Origin of the sequence: Pantoea sp. sgz302252 (genome assembly GCF_042610525.1) — a bacterium.
Classification (GTDB): domain Bacteria; phylum Pseudomonadota; class Gammaproteobacteria; order Enterobacterales; family Enterobacteriaceae; genus Erwinia.
In genome coordinates this window covers 1-16,502 of sequence record NZ_JBHDVM010000019.1, presented here as the reverse complement: position 1 = coordinate 16,502, position 16,502 = coordinate 1, and the positions used below count along the sequence as shown (strand labels likewise).

The following is a 16,502-nucleotide window of genomic DNA, read 5'->3' as shown; positions in this document are numbered from 1 at the left end:
ACAGGCGACTCTTTAACGGACCATCATGTTGTAATTGAGGTTCCACATAATCCATATAGAGCCCACTACGACAATCAGAATGATGACGGCGGAAAACACTATCGCCACCAGATTCCAACGCTGATCGGTAGACGTGCTGAGGTGCAGGAAGTAATAGAGATGCACCAGCACCTGTACCACGGCTGCGATCACCACCACGGCCAGCGTCGTCGATTTAGACGCGCCGCCTGCCATAACAATCCCAAATGGGATCGCGGTCAGGATGATCGACAGGATAAAGCCGATCATATAAGTCTTCACGTTACCGTGAGAGGTACCATGATCGCTTAATGTCTTGCTCATTACATGACTCCCAACAGGTAAACAATGGTGAATACGCAGATCCAGACAACGTCCAGGAAGTGCCAGAACATGCTCAGGCACATCACGCGGGTATGGTTGGTGGAAGTCAGGCCTTTAGTAGCCACCTGATACATCATCACCAGCATCCAGATCAAACCACAGGTTACGTGCAGACCATGCGTACCTACCAGCGTAAAGAAGCCTGACAGGAAGCCGCTACGCTGCGGGCCAAAACCTTCGGTAATCAGGTGATGGAACTCATAAAGCTCCATCCCGATAAAGCCCAGACCAAACAGGAAAGTCAGTCCCAGCCAGCCGAGAACGGCAGACTTAGAGCCTTTTTCCATGCTGATAACAGCAAAGCCGTAGGTAATGGAGCTGAACAGCAGCAGGGCGGTTTCAACCAGTACAAAAGGCAGTTCAAAAATATCTTTACCTGCAGGGCCACCAGCGGTGCTGTTGACCATAACCGCATAGGTCGCAAACAGGGTTGCGAAGATAATGCAGTCGCTCATCAGGTAGATCCAGAAGCCGAACAGCTTGTTGGCTCCTGCATCGTGATGCCCATGCTCCGCATGGGCGTCGTGGTGTTTAGTCAGAGTTTCAGTTGACATTTTTCAGGCCTGCTTTGCTAATTTCGTCAAAGTGCTGATTCTCGATTTTTTCGATCTCGGCAACGGGAACGTAGTAATCAACGTCTTCGTCAAAGCTCTTGATAATCCAGGTCAGGATCATTCCGAGGAACGCCACGCCTACCAGCCACCAGATGTGCCAGATAGCTGCGAAACCAAACACCAGGCTGAAAGCACCGATGATAACGCCAGCGCCGCTGTTTTTCGGCATATGAATCTCTTCATACTTAGCAGGACGTTTGTAAGCTTCGCCTTTCTCTTTCATTTCCCAGAACGCATCACGCTCGTGGATAACAGGCACTTCAGCAAAGTTGTAGAACGGTGGTGGTGAAGAGGTTGCCCACTCCAGAGTACGGCCGCCCCACGGGTCACCAGTCAGATCGCGCAGCTGCTCGCGGTCACGTACGGATACCCAGAACTGAGTAATCTGGCACAGCACGCCACAGGCGATCAGCGCCGCACCGAATGCCGCTACAACCAGCAGAGGGTGGAACTGCGGATCGATGTTCTGGCTCAGACGACGGGTCATCCCCATGAAGCCCAGCGCGTACAGCGGCATAAAGGCAACGAAGAAGCCGATAATCCAGAACCAGAAGGCGCGGATACCCCATTTTTCGTTCAGGCAGAAACCGAACGCTTTCGGGAACCAGTAAGTTACGCCAGCAAAGCAACCGAATACCACACCACCGATAATTACGTTATGGAAGTGGGCAATCAGGAACAGACTGTTGTGCAGCACGAAGTCCGCACCTGGCACCGCCAGCAGAACACCGGTCATACCACCTACAGAGAAGGTGACCAGGAAGCCTACGGTCCACAGCATGGCAGAGTGCATCTGAATGCGGCCCTGGTACATGGTGAACAGCCAGTTAAAGATCTTAACACCGGTCGGGATGGCGATAATCATCGTCATGATACCGAAGAAGGCGTTAACGTTCGCGCCTGCACCCATGGTAAAGAAGTGGTGCAGCCACACGATGAAGGAGAGAACGGTAATAACTACCGTCGCCCACACCAGTGAGGTATAGCCAAACAGACGTTTTTTCGAGAAGGTCGCAACGACTTCAGAGAAGACGCCGAAGACCGGCAGAACCAGGATGTATACTTCCGGATGGCCCCAAACCCAAATCAGGTTGACATACATCATCATGTTGCCACCCATATCATTGGTAAAGAAATGGAAGCCCAGATAACGGTCAAGGGTCAGCAGCGCCAGCGTCACGGTCAGAACCGGGAAGGAGACGATGATCAGCACGTTAGTACACAGGGATGCCCAGGTAAATACAGGCATTTTGAACATGGTCATGCCAGGTGCGCGCATTCTCAGGATAGTAACGAAGAAGTTAATACCCGTTAATGTCGTCCCGATACCGGAAAGCTGCAGACTCCATATCCAGTAGTCAACCCCGACCCCCGGACTGTACTCCGCGCCGGACAGCGGCGGATAAGCCAGCCAGCCGGTCTGAGCAAATTCGCCCACGCCCAGCGACAGGTTAACCAGCACCACGCCCACAGCCGTGAACCAGAAGCTCAGGTTGTTCAGGAACGGGAAGGCCACGTCGCGCGCGCCGATCTGTAAAGGAACAGCGATGTTCATCAGACCGATAACGAACGGCATCGCTACGAAGAAGATCATAATCACGCCGTGAGCGGTGAAGATCTGGTCGTAGTGATGGGGTGGCAGGAAGCCAGCGCCGCCATCAGAGGCAAGCACCTGTTGGCTACGCATCATCACCGCATCGGCAAAGCCGCGCAGCAGCATGACGAAAGCCACGATGATATACATGATACCGAGTTTTTTGTGGTCGACAGACGTTAGCCATTCGCTCCACAGGTATTGCCACTTACCGAAGTAAGTGATTGCTCCAGCAACAGCCAGACCACCAAGAATGATGGCGGCAACCGTAACCACGATAATCGGCTCATGGTACGGAACTGCATCAAGGGTTAATTTTCCCAACATCGTATTATTCCTCGGCTCCCGCGTGAGAGGCGTCGTTCATGTCCATGCCTTCATGCTCAGAGGACATAGCCATATTCCCGTGGTTCATCTTGAATTTGCCAATAACCTGCTTGAACAAATCTGGATTCGCCGTAGAGAAGAACTCCACCGGATGGTTTTCGCTTGGCGCAGCCAGTTTCTCGAAATCATCCATGGTCATCAGCTGGTTAGAAGACTCTTTCGCTTTCGCTACCCACTGATCGAACGTGGCGTTATCAGGCGTGGCGATAGCTTTGAACTTCATACCGGAGAAACCGCGACCGCTGAAGTTAGAGGAGATACCGTCAAACGTACCGGATTCATTCGCAATCAGATTCAGCTGCGTCTGCATACCTGCCATGGCGTAGATCTGGCTACCCAGGGTAGGAATGAAGAAAGAGTTCATCACGGAGTTCGAAGTGATCTTAAAGGTCACTGGCGTGTTAGCCGGGAAAGCGATCTGGTTGACCGTAGCGATGCCCTGCTCCGGATAGATAAACAACCATTTCCAGTCCAGCGCCACCACATCAATCTCGATTGGTTTCACGTCGGAAGCCAGCGGTTTGCTTGGTTCCAGCGCGTGGGTTGATTTCCACGTCAGAACGCCAAGGAAGAGAATGATTAAGATTGGCACAGTCCACACCACGGCTTCCACTTTATTCGAGTGTGACCAGTTAGGGCTGTATTTTGCTTCAGTATTCGATGCCCGATATTTCCAGGCGAACACCACGGCCATCAGGACTGCGGGAATAACGACGATCATCATCAAGCCGAAGGCTGTCAGTATCAGCGAACGTTGCTCCATTGCAACCTGTCCTTTGGGACTCAACAATGCACTATCACAGCCACTTAACAATACAGTGCCTGCGATTAATGACAGAATCCCCAAACTTTTATTGTATTTCCTGAGTCTCATTTAACGACCTCAATGACAAGGGCTCTATTGTCGTTTAAGTGTGGCGGCATTTTACGGGAACGTTTCAGTACTGTAAACCAGCAACAGCTTGTGTCAGCGCGGTGTTGACACCTTTTGCAAACACTGTCACAGATGTTGCGAGGGGTGACAAAATATGAATAACAGCAAGGCTTTGGAGGCAATATAACAAAAACCGATGGAAAAGCCCCTTCAGAAATCATGGACGCTATAAACAGCGAGATTGGTACTCAATTATTTAACATAGTTGTAGCATTTGATCTATGTCAAATAAACAAAGATAGTTTCGCAGCGGTTTTTATTTGGCGTTTAATTGTAAATGTAAAGGTGAGAATCTTTAGGAAATAACGGATAAAGGCAAATTAACGCGGCGGCAGAATTGTTAAAAATTGATGAAAATTCCTGCGCTATTGCCGTTTATTTCCGCGTAAAAAAAGCCTGTTTGTTACGTTGCTGTTAGCGTATTTTCTGCTACGAGAGGCCGCTATGCCGAACCTGAGACGCTTATAACAGTTTCGCTAATGTAAAACGCTGATTTTACCAGCAAAGAGATAACATGGCGCAAACGGCAGTTTGCCTTAGGTCAGGGCTGTTTCGCACGGTATTTGTCAGGACGTTGGCTCACTTGTGTGAGTCTTATCACACTATTTCGCTTTGTTATTATCGTTGGCTTGACAATTCTCGTGCTATGTTCTCTGTATATTCATTTATATAACGGTAGATGGAGTTGATATGGATATCAACCGGCGTCGTACGGTAGTCGGCCTTGCCGCTACCGCGATCTGTGCAGCTTTACCTCATTCCGCCTTCTCTGCAGAAGAGGCCGACCGCGGACTTTTTTTATATGGAAAGATTCCGCCTTCTTCCTCCATCCATAAAATATTGAGTGCAGGCGCGCCTGGCGATCCGCTGCTGCTGGCGCTGGCCCCCGAAAAGCTGCTGGGCCTCTCTTTCTATAGCTTTTCCCGACCCGGCAATGAGTTTATGCCTGAAAAGCTGCGCCAGCTACCTGAAACGGGGCGGCTTGCCGGGATGGGAAACCCGCTTTCGCTGGAGAAACTGCTACGGCTGAAGCCCGATCTGATTATTGACTGCGGCATGACAGGAGAGACTTATCGCTCGCTGGCGCAGCGGATAGTGACACGCACCGGCATTCCCTGGGTACTGGTGGATGGCCGCCTGAAGCATTCTGTCCGGCAGTTGCAGCAGCTCGGCACTCTTTTAGGCGTAGCAGAACGCGCTAAACCACTGGTGGAGCTGGCTGAACGCATCCTGCATGAGGCATTCTCATTCGCCGCCAGCCACCCGGTAAGGCTGCGCTTTTATTCCGCCCGTGGCATCAACGGCCTGCAAACCGGCTTGCAGGGTTCGCTGCATACGGAAGCCGCTGAGCTATTGGGGATGCAAAATGTGGCGGTGCAGCCAGGGCAGGCGCATTTGGTGCAGGTTTCGCTGGAGCAGCTGCTTGCCTGGCAGCCAGAGGTGATTATCACTCAGGATGTTCAGTCCTGGCGGCATATTACCACCGATCCCATCTGGCGCGGCATTAAAGCGGTGGCGCAGAACCAGGTACTGCTGTTTCCGCAGCGGCCTTTCGGCTGGCTGGACGGGCCGCCGGGCGTTAACCGGCTGGCGGGCCTGAGAATGCTGCAGGCACGTTTCGACGCGGAAGTAGCGAAAACTTTGCAGCAGGATCTGGCGCAGTTTTTCCGCCTGTTTTACCACAGCGAACCGGATGCAGCCCAGTGGCGGCGCCTGATGAGCCCGGCATGAAAATCATCTGCTGCCTGCTTTTTTGCCTGGGCGCGCTGGCCGCTTCGCTAACTATCGGCGCCTATCCGCTGACGCTGTCGCAAATCATAACGCTACTGTTTTCTTCGGCCAGCAACTTGCCCGATCCACAACCAGGCATTGTTTTTTGGCAAATACGTTTGCCGCGTATTCTGGCAGCGCTATTGATTGGCGCAGGTTTGTCGGGTGCAGGCGCCGCTTACCAGGGCATGTTCCGCAACCCTCTGGTCTCGCCGGATATCCTTGGCGTTTCCGCCGGCGCTGGCCTGGGTGCCTGTCTGGCTATCTGGCTGGATCTGCCCATGTTTTTCGTCCAGATGATGGCATTTAGCGGCGGTCTGCTGGTGGTGGCGCTGGTAAACCTGACGGCGCGCTTCGCTCGATCGCATGACCCGGTACTTTCGCTGGTGCTGACGGGTATCGCCTGGGGAACGCTGAGCGGCGCGGCCATCTCGTTGATCAAAACTCTTGCCGATCCTTATACGCAGTTGCCTGGCATTACCTTTTGGTTACTTGGCGGTTTGTCCGGCATTACGCCGGAAGATCTTATCAGCGCCAGCGTGGGTATTGTTCTGGGGCTGCTGCCTTTGCTGCTGTTACGCTGGCGGCTAAATCTGCTGAGCCTGCCGGATGAAGAGGCGCAAATTATGGGTGTCAACGTCAGGCAGCTACGGGCGGTTTGCATCCTGAGCGCGACGCTAATCACCGCCAGCGCCGTTGCCGTTGCGGGGATTATCGGGTGGGTAGGGCTGGTGATACCTCATATCAGCCGTTTGCTGGCGGGTGCTGACCATCGCCGCCTGCTACCCGCTTCGCTATTTTACGGTGGCCTTTTTTTACTTTGCACCGACACCCTGGCGCGCAGCATAAATAAAACTGAGGTGCCGTTAGGGATCCTCACTGCTTTTATCGGCGCGCCTTTTTTTATCGCACTGCTGTTACAGGGAGCCAGACGATGAGTTTTCTCAACCTCAGGCAGGTTTCGTTGGGCTACGCCAACAATAAAGTGGTGCGGGAAGCCAGTCTCTCTCTGGAACAGGGCACCATCTATTGCCTGCTGGGCGGCAACGGCTGCGGTAAAAGTACTTTGCTACGCACTATTGCGGGCGTGCTGTCGCCTTTAGCGGGCGACATCGATCTGGCGGGAAAAACGCTGGGGCGCTGGTCTGTAAGAGAAAGAGCAAAGCTTATTGCCTGGGTGCCGCAGCAGCATGCTACACCTTTCGCTTACAGCGTACTGGATATGGTGATGATGGGCAGCAGCGCGGAGCTGGGCCTTTTTGCTGCTCCGGGAAGGGCACAGCGCGAGCGGGCGCAGGAAGCGCTGAATATGCTGGGCATGGGCAAGCTGGCGGCGCGCAGCTATCCCACGCTTAGCGGCGGCGAACGCCAGCTGGTGCTGCTTGCCCGCGCGCTGGTGCAGCAACCGGCGCTGATGCTGCTGGATGAGCCAGCGGCCAGCCTGGATTTCGGGCATCAGATCGCGCTACTGGAAAAAGTGCGCGAGCTGAAAAACAAGGGAATGACGTTATTGATGGCTACGCATCATCCGCTTCATGCCTGGGCTATTGCGGATCGCGTTATCTTTATTACGCCGCAGGGCAAGATACGCCAGGGGACGCCGCAAAAGATGCTGACCAGCGACTCGCTGGCGGAACTTTATCGGGTCAGCCCGCAGGAAATCACGCGCTGGCTAAACCTTAACCCTGAACGCCAGGAGAAAATAGCATGTTGATTGACGGTATCGATTTTGCGTTGCTTTATAAAGAGCAGTTACGGCAGGCGAAAAGAACGGAGAAAAGTCCGCAGCACTGGGATCGCCGCGCCAGCAAGATGGCGGAAAGCTGCGGTCGCTCCGCTAGCCGCTATTTGCGCGAGCTGCTTTCGCATATGGATTTAACAGGCGCATCCACGCTGCTGGATATAGGCTGCGGGCCGGGAACAGTATGCCTGGCGGTGGCCGATCGACTCGATAAAGTATATGGCCTGGATTACAGCACGGGAATGCTGGAGGTTGCTGCACAAAGAGCCGCCGCACAAGGCGTGGATAACGCTGTCTGGCTGCCTCGCGCCTGGGAAGATAGCTGGGAAGATCTGCCGGTTTGCGATATTGCCGTGGCATCCCGCTCCACGCTGGTGGGTGATTTGCGGCAGGCGCTGGCTAAGCTTAATCGTCAGGCTCGTCTGCGCGTCTATACCACGCATACTGTCAGCGGCACTTTTGTCGATCCAGAGCTGCTACGGGCTATCGATCGGCCCGTAGAACAGCTGCCGAACTATATCTATGCGGTCAATATCCTTTATCAAATGGGCATCCACGCCCGCGTTGACTTTATTGAAGACGATCGGTGCCAAAAAGCACAGACTTTTGAGGACGCTTTGCAGGCCGTCAGCCGCGCTACTGGCGAACTGAATGCGAGCGAGCAGCAGCGGCTGGCCGAGTATTGCCAACAGAGAAAAGCGCCTGCGGCCGGAAAAAAATGGGCGCTGGTTTACTGGGATTGCCAGCCGGAGACGGGCCGATGAATTTTATTTCCGATGCTCAGCTCGATCGGTGGCTGCTGGAAGATATCCAGGGCGGCGACCTGACCACCCGTGCGCTGGACATAGGTTTTCGCCATGGGCGCATGCAGTTTATTCATCGCGCTGGCGGCTGCGTCAGCGGTGCAGCCTGTGCACAGCGATTATTGCAACGGCTGGGGTTACAGGTAGAAGGTGCCGTAGCGGAAGGTGAAGTAGTAAAAGCTGGCCACTGCCTGCTAAGCGCGGTCGGCCCGGCGGAAGCGTTACACCAGGGCTGGAAAGCGGCGCAAAACCTGCTGGAGTGGAGCTGCGGCATCGCCCATTATGCCTGGCGCATGACGCAACTGCTGCGCCGCTATGTTCCGGAAGGGCAAATCGCGGGGAGCCGTAAAACTTTCCCCGGCAGCAGAACCCTTGCCCAGCAGGCGCTGGTAGCGGGCGGCGGCATTGTCCATCGCAGCGGCCTGGCTGAAACCGTGCTGCTGTTCGCCAATCATCGCCGTTTTCACGCTAATCCACAGGACTGGTCGACCATGGTCGCCAGCCTGAGGCAGCAGGCGCCGGAAAAGGCAATTGTTGTCGAAGCCGATAATAAAGAAGAAGCGCTGGCCGCTCTGGCCGCGCGGCCCGATATTCTCCAGCTTGATAAGTTTTCCGTCGCCGATATTGCAGCGGTACAGCAGGCTGCCATCAGCCTTGCACCGCGCTGCCGTCTGGCGCTGGCGGGCGGCATAACCTTACAGACGCTGGAAACTTTTGCGCAAACCGGCGTCGGATTAATGATTACTTCAGCGCCTTATGCGGCTTCTCCAGCCGATATCGGCGTAATGATGGAGCCTGTGCAATGAACTGAATCTTACCGTCACGGGCGTGACGGCAGTCTTCCCCATCGCGATCTAAGGAAAGATCATGAAAAGAAACTCACTCAGGCTGTTGCTGGCGATGCCGTTGATTATCACTATGGCACGGGCAGACGACAGTACTATCACTGTCTGGGCCACTCCTGCAGCCGCCAGCCGCGATATTATCTCCTCCGAAACACTTAACGACCTTGAAAAGCACGATGTTGCCGAGGCACTGTCAGCCATTGGCGGCGTGACGCTGGATAAATCAGGCGCCAGAAATGAATTACAGGTGCGCGTCCGGGGCTTTGACAGCCGCCAGGTACCGGTTTATTACGACGGTGTGCCCATCTATGTGCCTTATGACGGCAATCTGGATTTAAGCCGCTTTCTGACCTTTGGCGTAGGTGCGCTGGAGGTATCAAAAGGCTATACCTCGCTGCTGCAGGGGCCAAACCAAATGGGCGGCGCCATCAATATCACCAGCGCGCCGCCGAAAAAACCGCTTGAGGGAAAAATCGGCTATCGCCAGGGCTGGAGCCGCAGCCACCGTAACATCAGGGAAAGCAATGCCGCTTTTGGCATTAAAAATGACAACGGATTTTTACAGTTGAGCGCCAGCCAGCTAAAGAGAGACTTTATCGCTCTGCCGCATGGCGCAGCCCTGGCGGCTGGCGAAAACGGCAGGCGCAGCAATTCGGCGGCGGATGATAAAAAAGGCGCAATCAGGCTAGGCTGGACGCCCGGTGACGATCAATATGTTTTTAGCTGGAGCAAACAGGATGGCGAAAAGCAGAGTCCGCCTTATGCGGGCACGGATTCGCAAACCCCGCGCTACTGGCAGTGGCCGCAATATAATAAAGAAAGTCTCTATTACCAGGGCAATACCCATATTGCCGATAAGCTGACGCTAAAAAGTCGTCTTTATCATGACGTATTTACTAACACGCTGCTGATGTATAACTCAGCGGCGGCGCTAAGTAAAAAGCAGGGCACCTACAGCCACTACGATGATTACAGCGACGGCGGGGGTCTTCAGCTCTCTCTCGATCTGCGTGAAAGCGACAGCCTGGCTTTCGCCGCCCACTGGAAAAAAGATGTCCACCGGCAGAAAAGCGGTAAAAACGAGGCAAGGGAGCGCTATGAAGACAGAACATGGTCGCTGGCTACGGAATACCAGCGCGCGATAAGCGATTCGCTGGATATAGTAGCGGGCATAAGCTATGACTGGCGGGATAGCGTGGAAGGTTACCGGCACGACAACAGTGACGGTCTGATCCATTATGACAATAATACCCAGCGCGCTTTTAACTGGCAGGTGCTGACGAAATACTATCCGGCGCCGGGCGATACCCTGTCGTTTTCTCTTTACGATCGCAGCCGGTTTCCCACGCTAAAAGAGCGTTATACCACGACGCGTCCTGCTTACTCGCAAACCTCATTAGTCAATCCTCATCTTAAACCAGAGCGTGCGCGCGGCGTGGATTTGAGCTGGGATCGTGAAATCACCGCTGGCTGGCGCACCGAGGCCAGCCTCTATTACCATCGGGTCAGTGATGCCATCCTTTCTAAAACCATAGATGCGCAGACTTTGCAGAATCGCAACAGTGGCCGCGTGGATTACCGGGGACTGGATATAGGGCTGAGGGGAAAAATCGGCGATTATGCCGAACTGGGCGTTAACTACAGCCTGATTGCCAACAGCGTTAAAGAGACGGGCAAAATTATCGGTCTACCAGGCCAAACCTTTACCGGCTGGCTTAACCTGATGCCGTGGCAAGGCTGGCGGGTAAGCCTTTCTGAAGAGGCGCGTTCTTACAGCTACAGCGACAGCGCCGGAGAGCGGCAGGCCGCGGGCTTTGCGCTTACCCATTTACGGCTGGTGTACAGCCCCGGCTATGGCCTGAGCTTTAACACGGCGGTCACTAACCTGTTTGATAAAAAATACGCCCTGACCGAGGGCTATCCCGAGTCAGGGCGTCAGTACTGGGCTGGCGTGGAATACGTTTTCTGACCTTAATCCGGCAGGCGGCGCAGCGCCAGATAATCCAGCAGCGAACCGAAGGTTACGCCAGCCAGGCCCAGCAGCGCCGCGCCAGTAAACAACGCCCCGGTCAGATGATTAACGTGCATCAATCCCAGGGCATCCAGCGCCAGCAGCAGCAGCCCGATACCTGCCAGCCCGCATCCCACCAGCAGCAAACGGCTGGCCCAGCGATAAGCCTGCGGCCAGCTAACGCGCGGCGTGAATTCGCGCGTTTTCTCAGCCCGATCCAGTGTGCGCCTGCAGCCAGCCAAAAGAACCAGGCCGGGTAGCGCAGCCGCCACGGAAAAAGCGTAAAACGCTGGCCAGCCCCAGCTTGCAACAAACCAGCCCGCCACCGGCCCTACGTAAACGCGACCAACGGCAGAAAGAGCGGAAAGCAGAGCGAATTGCGTGGCGGAAAAGGACTTATTGCACAGTGTCATCAGCAGCGCTACGAAAGCAGCCGTCCCCATGCCGCCACAAAGGTTTTCTACAAATACCGCAGCAGCCATGCTGTATAAATGCTTATCGGTTACTGACAGCAGCCAGTAGGCCAGGTTAGAACAAGCCTGCAAAATGCCGAACAGCATCAGCGCGCGGTACAGGCTCAGGCGCTGCATCAGCATGCCACCGTAAAGTGCGCCGACAATAGTAGCGAACAGGCCAAGCGTTTTATTCACCAAACCGACATCGCCAGCGTCAAAGCCCACGCCGCGAATCAAAAAGATAGTGGTCAGGCTGGCGGCAAAGGCATCGCCAAGCTTATAAAGAACGATGAGCGACAGGATTAGCCAGGCATTGTTGCGGGTAAAAAAATCCCGCAGCGGCGCGAGCACCGCTTCTTCCAGCGAGTGCGGCCGCACTATCGCGTCGTCCGGCTCTTTTGCCAGCAGCGTGGCGATAACGCCCGGCACCATCATCGCGGCCATCAGCCACCAGATAGCCTGCCAGCCAAGATAACGGTCGGCCAGCCAGAGCGCCAGCCCGCCGGAAACCAGCATCGCCAGCCGATAGCCGAAAACGCTGATCGCCGCGCCGCTGCCGCGCTCTTCGGCGGGCAAAATATCCGTTTTCCAGGCATCGAAAACAATATCCTGCGAGGCGGAACAGAAAGCTACCAGTACCGCCAGCGAGGCGAGCAGCGTCAGATCGCGGGAAGGCTGCATAAAGCCCATCAGCGCGATAGCAACAATCAGCAGCAGCTGGGTCAGCAGCAGCCAGCCGCGACGACGCCCCAAAAAAGGCGGCGTATAGCGATCCATCAGCGGCGACCAGAGAAACTTAAAAACGTATGCCTGGCCTACCAGCGAAAAGAAGCCGATGGTCTTGATATCGACGTTTTCCACGGCCATCCAGGCCTGTAGGGTGCCGGAAGTCAGCGCCAGCGGCAGACCGGAAGAGAAGCCGAGCAGAAGCAGAAGGGCGGCGTTGCGCCGGGTGAAAATTTGCAGATAGTGACTGGGCATACGAACCTTAAAACAGTGCCCGCCTGAGCGGCGGGCAAGGCTATATTAACGGGCGTTTTGCTTGATGAACTCGTGGATGCTGGTGTCCTGAGCCATATCGTCGATAACATCGCCCAGCGTGGAGTTAACCGCTTTGGTGATCTTATCGTTAGTGGCGTTGAACGCGCCTTCCACACTGTAGGTCTGACGGTAGTTTTTCACCTGCTTGCTGCCGTTTTTAGCGGTAGCGATGATCGAAATATCTGCCTTAGTGGTGATGCTGTAGCGCACGTTGCCCTGCGTTACGTCAGCATAAAGGTTATTTACCACGATTTGCAGATCGACCGCGCCGTTCGGGCCAATCATATAGCCGCGCGCGCCCATTTGCTTCTCGAGCACTTCCTGCAGCAGGAAACGCAAATCGCGGGAAGGGGTCAGCGTTACCAGCTGGCCGTCGCGGTTGACCTTGGCCAGCGCTTTATCGCTGCGCTGGTCGGCACCGTTGATGCTGACGGTAATACCCATCAGGCTCGGATCCTGCTGCGGCAGTTTAATTTCTGGCGAAACGTTCAGCGTGGTGCTGCTGGTGGCGCAGCCAGCCAGCATAAACACGGCCAGCAGGGGGAAAAACAATTTTTTTAGCATGTTTATGTTCTCGATTTTATGGGTGCAGTCCTGTTAAAACCGGGGCCATCATAACATCGCCTGAAGCAAGAGGAAGCCCCGGCGACGCGCAAATTCATCGCTTTACCCTTCGGTTAAGGTTGCCGCACGCGCTTTCCGTGCGCGGAGGGTTGCGGTCGACAGCAGGAAAATGCACAGTAGCGCCCCTGAACGCCAGATATTTTTCCGCCAACGAATCGGCAGGCGGCGAAATCCGGCTAATATTGAAAGGGATGGGGCGCAGCTCAGGCGGCAGAGGAGTGTTGTTATGATACGCGAACAAATAGAAGAAAAGTTAAGAACGGCATTTGCACCGGTGCACCTGGAGGTTCACGACGAGAGTTACCGTCACAATGTTCCGGCAGGCGCAGAGAGTCATTTTAAAGTGGTTATCGCCAGCGACAGCTTTCTTAATCAGCGGTTCTTAATGCGTCATCGCGCCATTTATGGCGTGCTGGCCGACGAGCTGGCGGGAAGCGTTCATGCTCTGGCATTGCATACCTATACCGAAAAAGAGTGGGCCGGGTTACAGGATACGGTGCCGGCCTCGCCAAACTGTCGCGGCGCCGGTACGCTGGCCTGAGGCAATATCCGAAAATCTAAAGCGGCCTGCGGGCCGCTTTATTGTTTCCGGTCGAAAAAACCGCGTTTACCTCTTCTTTTATCCCTTTCACAAGTAAAAAGCGTGAACCTTAACAAAATGGCGTCGCGTTGTAGCCTCGACTCGCTTTGCCGTTGCCGCTATAATGCTGCGTCTATTTTTCCGAATGTCTTCGGGACGCTTCTGACAACAGGGAAAGCGGTTCTGACATCAGAGGCCGTCCCGGTTCTTAGTCTTACTTTGCCTTAGCGGCAGAGCGAGTCTGAAGTTGACCGAGCACGTGATTTTTTGAGGTAATAAGATGCAAGTTTCAGTAGAAACAACTCAGGGCCTGGGCCGTCGCGTTACGATTACCGTTGCTAAAGATGTGATCGAAAACGCGGTGAAAAATGAGCTGGTCAGCGTAGCGAAAAAAGTGCGCATCGACGGTTTCCGTAAAGGAAAAGTGCCGATGACCGTAGTCGCGCAGCGTTATGGCGCTTCTGTTCGCCAGGACGTGCTGGGCGATCTGATGCAGCGCAACTTTGTTGATGCGATCATCAAAGAAAAAATCAACCCGGCTGGCGCACCGAACTACGTGCCGGGCGAGTACAAAACCGGCGAAGATTTCACCTACTCCGTAGAGTTTGAAGTCTATCCGGAAGTCGAGCTGAAAGGCCTGGAAGCAATCGAGGTTGAAAAACCAGTGGTTTCCGTGACCGACGAAGACGTCGACGCCATGCTGGATACCCTGCGCAAGCAGCAGGCGACCTGGAAAGAGTCCGATCGCGCAGCGGAAGCTGAAGATCGCGTGACCATCGACTTCTCCGGCTCCGTAGACGGCGAAGAGTTCGAAGGCGGCAAAGCGTCCGACTTCGTGCTGGCAATGGGCCAGGGCCGTATGATCCCAGGCTTTGAAGACGGCATCAAAGGCCACAAAGCGGGCGAAACCTTCACTATCGACGTGAACTTCCCGGAAGACTACCACGCTGAAAACCTGAAAGGGAAAGCAGCGAAGTTTGAGATCGTGCTGAAGAAAGTAGAAGAGCGCGAGCTGCCGGAATTCACCGAAGAGTTCATCAAGCGTTTCGGCGTGGAAGATGGCTCCGTAGCGGGCCTGCGCACCGAAGTGCGTAAAAACATGGAGCGCGAGCTGAAAGGCGCCGTGCGTAACCGTGTTAAGACTCAGGCTATCGACGGCCTGGTCAGCGCTAACGAAATCGACGTGCCTGCCGCGCTGATCGACAGCGAAATCGACGTGCTGAAGCGTCAGGCTGCACAGCGCTTCGGCGGTAACGAGAAGCAGGCTCTGGAGCTGCCTCGCGAACTGTTCGAAGAGCAGGCGAAGCGTCGCGTACTGGTTGGCCTGCTGCTGGGCGAAGTGATCCGTAGCCACGAGCTGAAAGCAGACGAAGATCGCGTGAAGACCCTGATCGAAGAGATGGCGTCCGCTTACGAAGATCCTTCAGAAGTGATCGAGTTCTACAGCAAGAACAACGAGCTGATGAACAACATGCGTAACGTTGCGCTGGAAGAGCAGGCGGTAGAAGCCGTGCTGGAAAAAGCCAAAGTGACCGAAAAAGAAACTAACTTCCAGGAACTGATGAACCAGACCCAAACGGCCTGATTATCTGATAATACTGGATAAATAAAAGCCCGCGGTTGTAATGACCGCGGGCTTTTTTCTTTTATCCGCTGCAAAGCTCACTATTCCAGGCTTTATTCGCTCATTAAAGCGGCAAAATATCGACTATGCTACTTTTCCTGGTTAGCAGCGGCCCAAAAACGTTGTTATGCTTGAATTAGCGGGGCTGCATCCCCAGATAGGAATGTTACGAAAAAGCTTTAGCGTTCCCGATAGCTTTCGGGGAACAAAGCGGGGGACATAGTGTTCCGGAACGCTCTCAAGTAGAATTGGTAGTGTTGCCAAATGAAATTTATCCAGGAGACGGTAATGTCATACAGTGGCGAACGTGAACAAACAGCACCTCATATGGCTCTGGTGCCGATGGTGGTTGAACAAACTTCTCGCGGAGAGCGTTCTTACGACATCTTTTCCCGCCTGCTCAAAGAGCGCATTATTTTCCTGACCGGCCAGGTCGAGGATCATATGGCGAACCTGATCGTCGCGCAGATGCTGTTTCTGGAAGCAGAAAACCCGGAAAAAGATATCCACCTCTATATCAACTCTCCTGGCGGCGTGATTACCGCAGGCATGTCTATTTATGACACTATGCAGTTTATTAAACCTGACGTCAGCACCATTTGTATGGGCCAGGCCTGCTCCATGGGCTCTTTCCTGCTGACGGCGGGCGCGAAAGGCAAACGCTACTGCCTGCCGCATTCGCGCGTGATGATCCACCAGCCGCTGGGCGGCTTCCAGGGCCAGGCGTCGGATATCGATATCCACGCGCGTGAAATCATCAAGACCAAGCGCATGATGAATGAACTTATGGCTAAGCATACCGGTCAGAGCGAAGAAACCATCGAACGCGATACCCAGCGCGATCGTTTCCTTTCCGCCAACGAAGCGGTGGAATACGGTCTGGTCGACGCCATTTTGAACCAGCGCGGCTAAGCGACGCTGGTTAGTAAAAGAGATTGCTGCCGTCATCAAGGCAGACTGACGGCCCGGGCCGTTAGCGTTAAAGAAGAGGGGCTAATTAATGACAGATAAGCGCAAAGACGGTTCAGGAAAGCTGCTGTACTGCTCTTTTTGCGGCAAGAGCCAGCATGAAGTCCG

Annotated in this window: 16 protein-coding genes; 10 read left to right on the top strand and 6 right to left on the bottom strand. The window is 54.4% G+C overall.

Features of this window, described 5'->3' with window-relative positions; translation table 11 throughout:
- Nucleotides 1-12: 12 nt before the first annotated feature.
- Genes ACETPC_RS22510 through cyoA form a run of 4 tightly spaced genes read right to left on the bottom strand, consistent with a single transcriptional unit; the run spans nt 13 to nt 3,871 of the window.
- The gene (locus ACETPC_RS22510; protein WP_380184694.1) at nt 13-342 is read right to left on the bottom strand and encodes a cytochrome o ubiquinol oxidase subunit IV; all 330 of its coding nucleotides are present in this window, start codon (nt 340-342) and stop codon (nt 13-15) included.
- Complete coding sequence (locus tag ACETPC_RS22505; RefSeq protein WP_380184693.1) at nt 342-956, bottom strand: cytochrome o ubiquinol oxidase subunit III; 615 nt, start codon at nt 954-956, stop codon at nt 342-344. Before ACETPC_RS22505 ends, ACETPC_RS22510 begins: the two co-directional genes overlap by 1 nt.
- Nucleotides 946-2,937 carry a cytochrome o ubiquinol oxidase subunit I gene (cyoB, locus tag ACETPC_RS22500; protein ID WP_380184692.1) on the bottom strand — a complete coding sequence of 664 codons (1,992 nt, stop codon included), beginning with the start codon at nt 2,935-2,937 and terminating at the stop codon, nt 946-948. Before cyoB ends, ACETPC_RS22505 begins: the two co-directional genes overlap by 11 nt.
- 4 nt (nt 2,938-2,941) lie before the next feature.
- Complete coding sequence (gene cyoA, locus ACETPC_RS22495) at nt 2,942-3,871, bottom strand: cytochrome o ubiquinol oxidase subunit II (protein ID WP_380184691.1); 930 nt, start codon at nt 3,869-3,871, stop codon at nt 2,942-2,944.
- 750 nt (nt 3,872-4,621) lie between these two features.
- On the opposite strand from cyoA, the gene ACETPC_RS22490 reads away from it, so the two are divergent.
- From ACETPC_RS22490 to ACETPC_RS22465, 6 genes are all read left to right on the top strand, one after another.
- Nucleotides 4,622-5,662 carry an ABC transporter substrate-binding protein gene (locus ACETPC_RS22490; protein ID WP_380184690.1) on the top strand — a complete coding sequence of 347 codons (1,041 nt, stop codon included), beginning with the start codon at nt 4,622-4,624 and terminating at the stop codon, nt 5,660-5,662.
- Nucleotides 5,659-6,639 carry a FecCD family ABC transporter permease gene (locus ACETPC_RS22485; protein WP_380184689.1) on the top strand — a complete coding sequence of 327 codons (981 nt, stop codon included), beginning with the start codon at nt 5,659-5,661 and terminating at the stop codon, nt 6,637-6,639. Before ACETPC_RS22490 ends, ACETPC_RS22485 begins: the two co-directional genes overlap by 4 nt.
- Nucleotides 6,636-7,415, top strand: a complete 780-nt coding sequence (locus ACETPC_RS22480) for an ABC transporter ATP-binding protein (protein ID WP_380184688.1) — start codon at nt 6,636-6,638, stop codon at nt 7,413-7,415. The genes ACETPC_RS22485 and ACETPC_RS22480 overlap by 4 nt, the downstream gene beginning before the upstream one ends.
- The gene (locus tag ACETPC_RS22475; RefSeq protein ID WP_380184687.1) at nt 7,409-8,206 is read left to right on the top strand and encodes a class I SAM-dependent methyltransferase; all 798 of its coding nucleotides are present in this window, start codon (nt 7,409-7,411) and stop codon (nt 8,204-8,206) included. The genes ACETPC_RS22480 and ACETPC_RS22475 overlap by 7 nt, the downstream gene beginning before the upstream one ends.
- Entirely contained in the window at nt 8,203-9,051 is an 849-nt protein-coding gene (modD, locus tag ACETPC_RS22470; protein WP_380184686.1) for a ModD protein, read from the top strand. The genes ACETPC_RS22475 and modD overlap by 4 nt, the downstream gene beginning before the upstream one ends.
- A gap of 61 nt (nt 9,052-9,112) precedes the next feature.
- Nucleotides 9,113-11,059 (top strand): TonB-dependent receptor plug domain-containing protein, encoded by a 1,947-nt coding sequence (locus ACETPC_RS22465; RefSeq protein ID WP_380184685.1) that lies wholly within the window; start codon nt 9,113-9,115, stop codon nt 11,057-11,059.
- A gap of 2 nt (nt 11,060-11,061) precedes the next feature.
- On the opposite strand, the gene ampG is transcribed toward ACETPC_RS22465, so the two are convergent.
- Together ampG and ACETPC_RS22455 are read right to left on the bottom strand one after the other, a co-directional pair.
- A complete protein-coding gene (gene ampG, locus ACETPC_RS22460) occupies nt 11,062-12,537 on the bottom strand; it encodes a muropeptide MFS transporter AmpG (protein ID WP_380184684.1) in 1,476 nt (491 codons plus the stop codon).
- A 45-nt stretch (nt 12,538-12,582) separates the two neighbouring features.
- Nucleotides 12,583-13,161: a lipoprotein gene (locus ACETPC_RS22455; RefSeq protein ID WP_380184683.1), complete on the bottom strand. Its 579-nt coding sequence runs from the start codon at nt 13,159-13,161 to the stop codon at nt 12,583-12,585.
- 286 nt (nt 13,162-13,447) lie between these two features.
- On the opposite strand from ACETPC_RS22455, the gene bolA reads away from it, so the two are divergent.
- The 4 genes from bolA to ACETPC_RS22435 all read left to right on the top strand — a co-directional run.
- Nucleotides 13,448-13,762 carry a transcriptional regulator BolA gene (gene bolA, locus ACETPC_RS22450; RefSeq protein WP_380184682.1) on the top strand — a complete coding sequence of 105 codons (315 nt, stop codon included), beginning with the start codon at nt 13,448-13,450 and terminating at the stop codon, nt 13,760-13,762.
- A gap of 319 nt (nt 13,763-14,081) precedes the next feature.
- Nucleotides 14,082-15,386: a trigger factor gene (tig, locus tag ACETPC_RS22445; RefSeq protein ID WP_380184681.1), complete on the top strand. Its 1,305-nt coding sequence runs from the start codon at nt 14,082-14,084 to the stop codon at nt 15,384-15,386.
- Nucleotides 15,387-15,713: 327 nt separating this feature from the next.
- Nucleotides 15,714-16,337, top strand: a complete 624-nt coding sequence (clpP, locus tag ACETPC_RS22440; RefSeq protein ID WP_380184680.1) for an ATP-dependent Clp endopeptidase proteolytic subunit ClpP — start codon at nt 15,714-15,716, stop codon at nt 16,335-16,337.
- A gap of 88 nt (nt 16,338-16,425) precedes the next feature.
- A partial coding sequence (locus ACETPC_RS22435; RefSeq protein ID WP_231278969.1) for a ClpX C4-type zinc finger protein occupies nt 16,426-16,502 on the top strand: 77 nt, incomplete at its 3' end.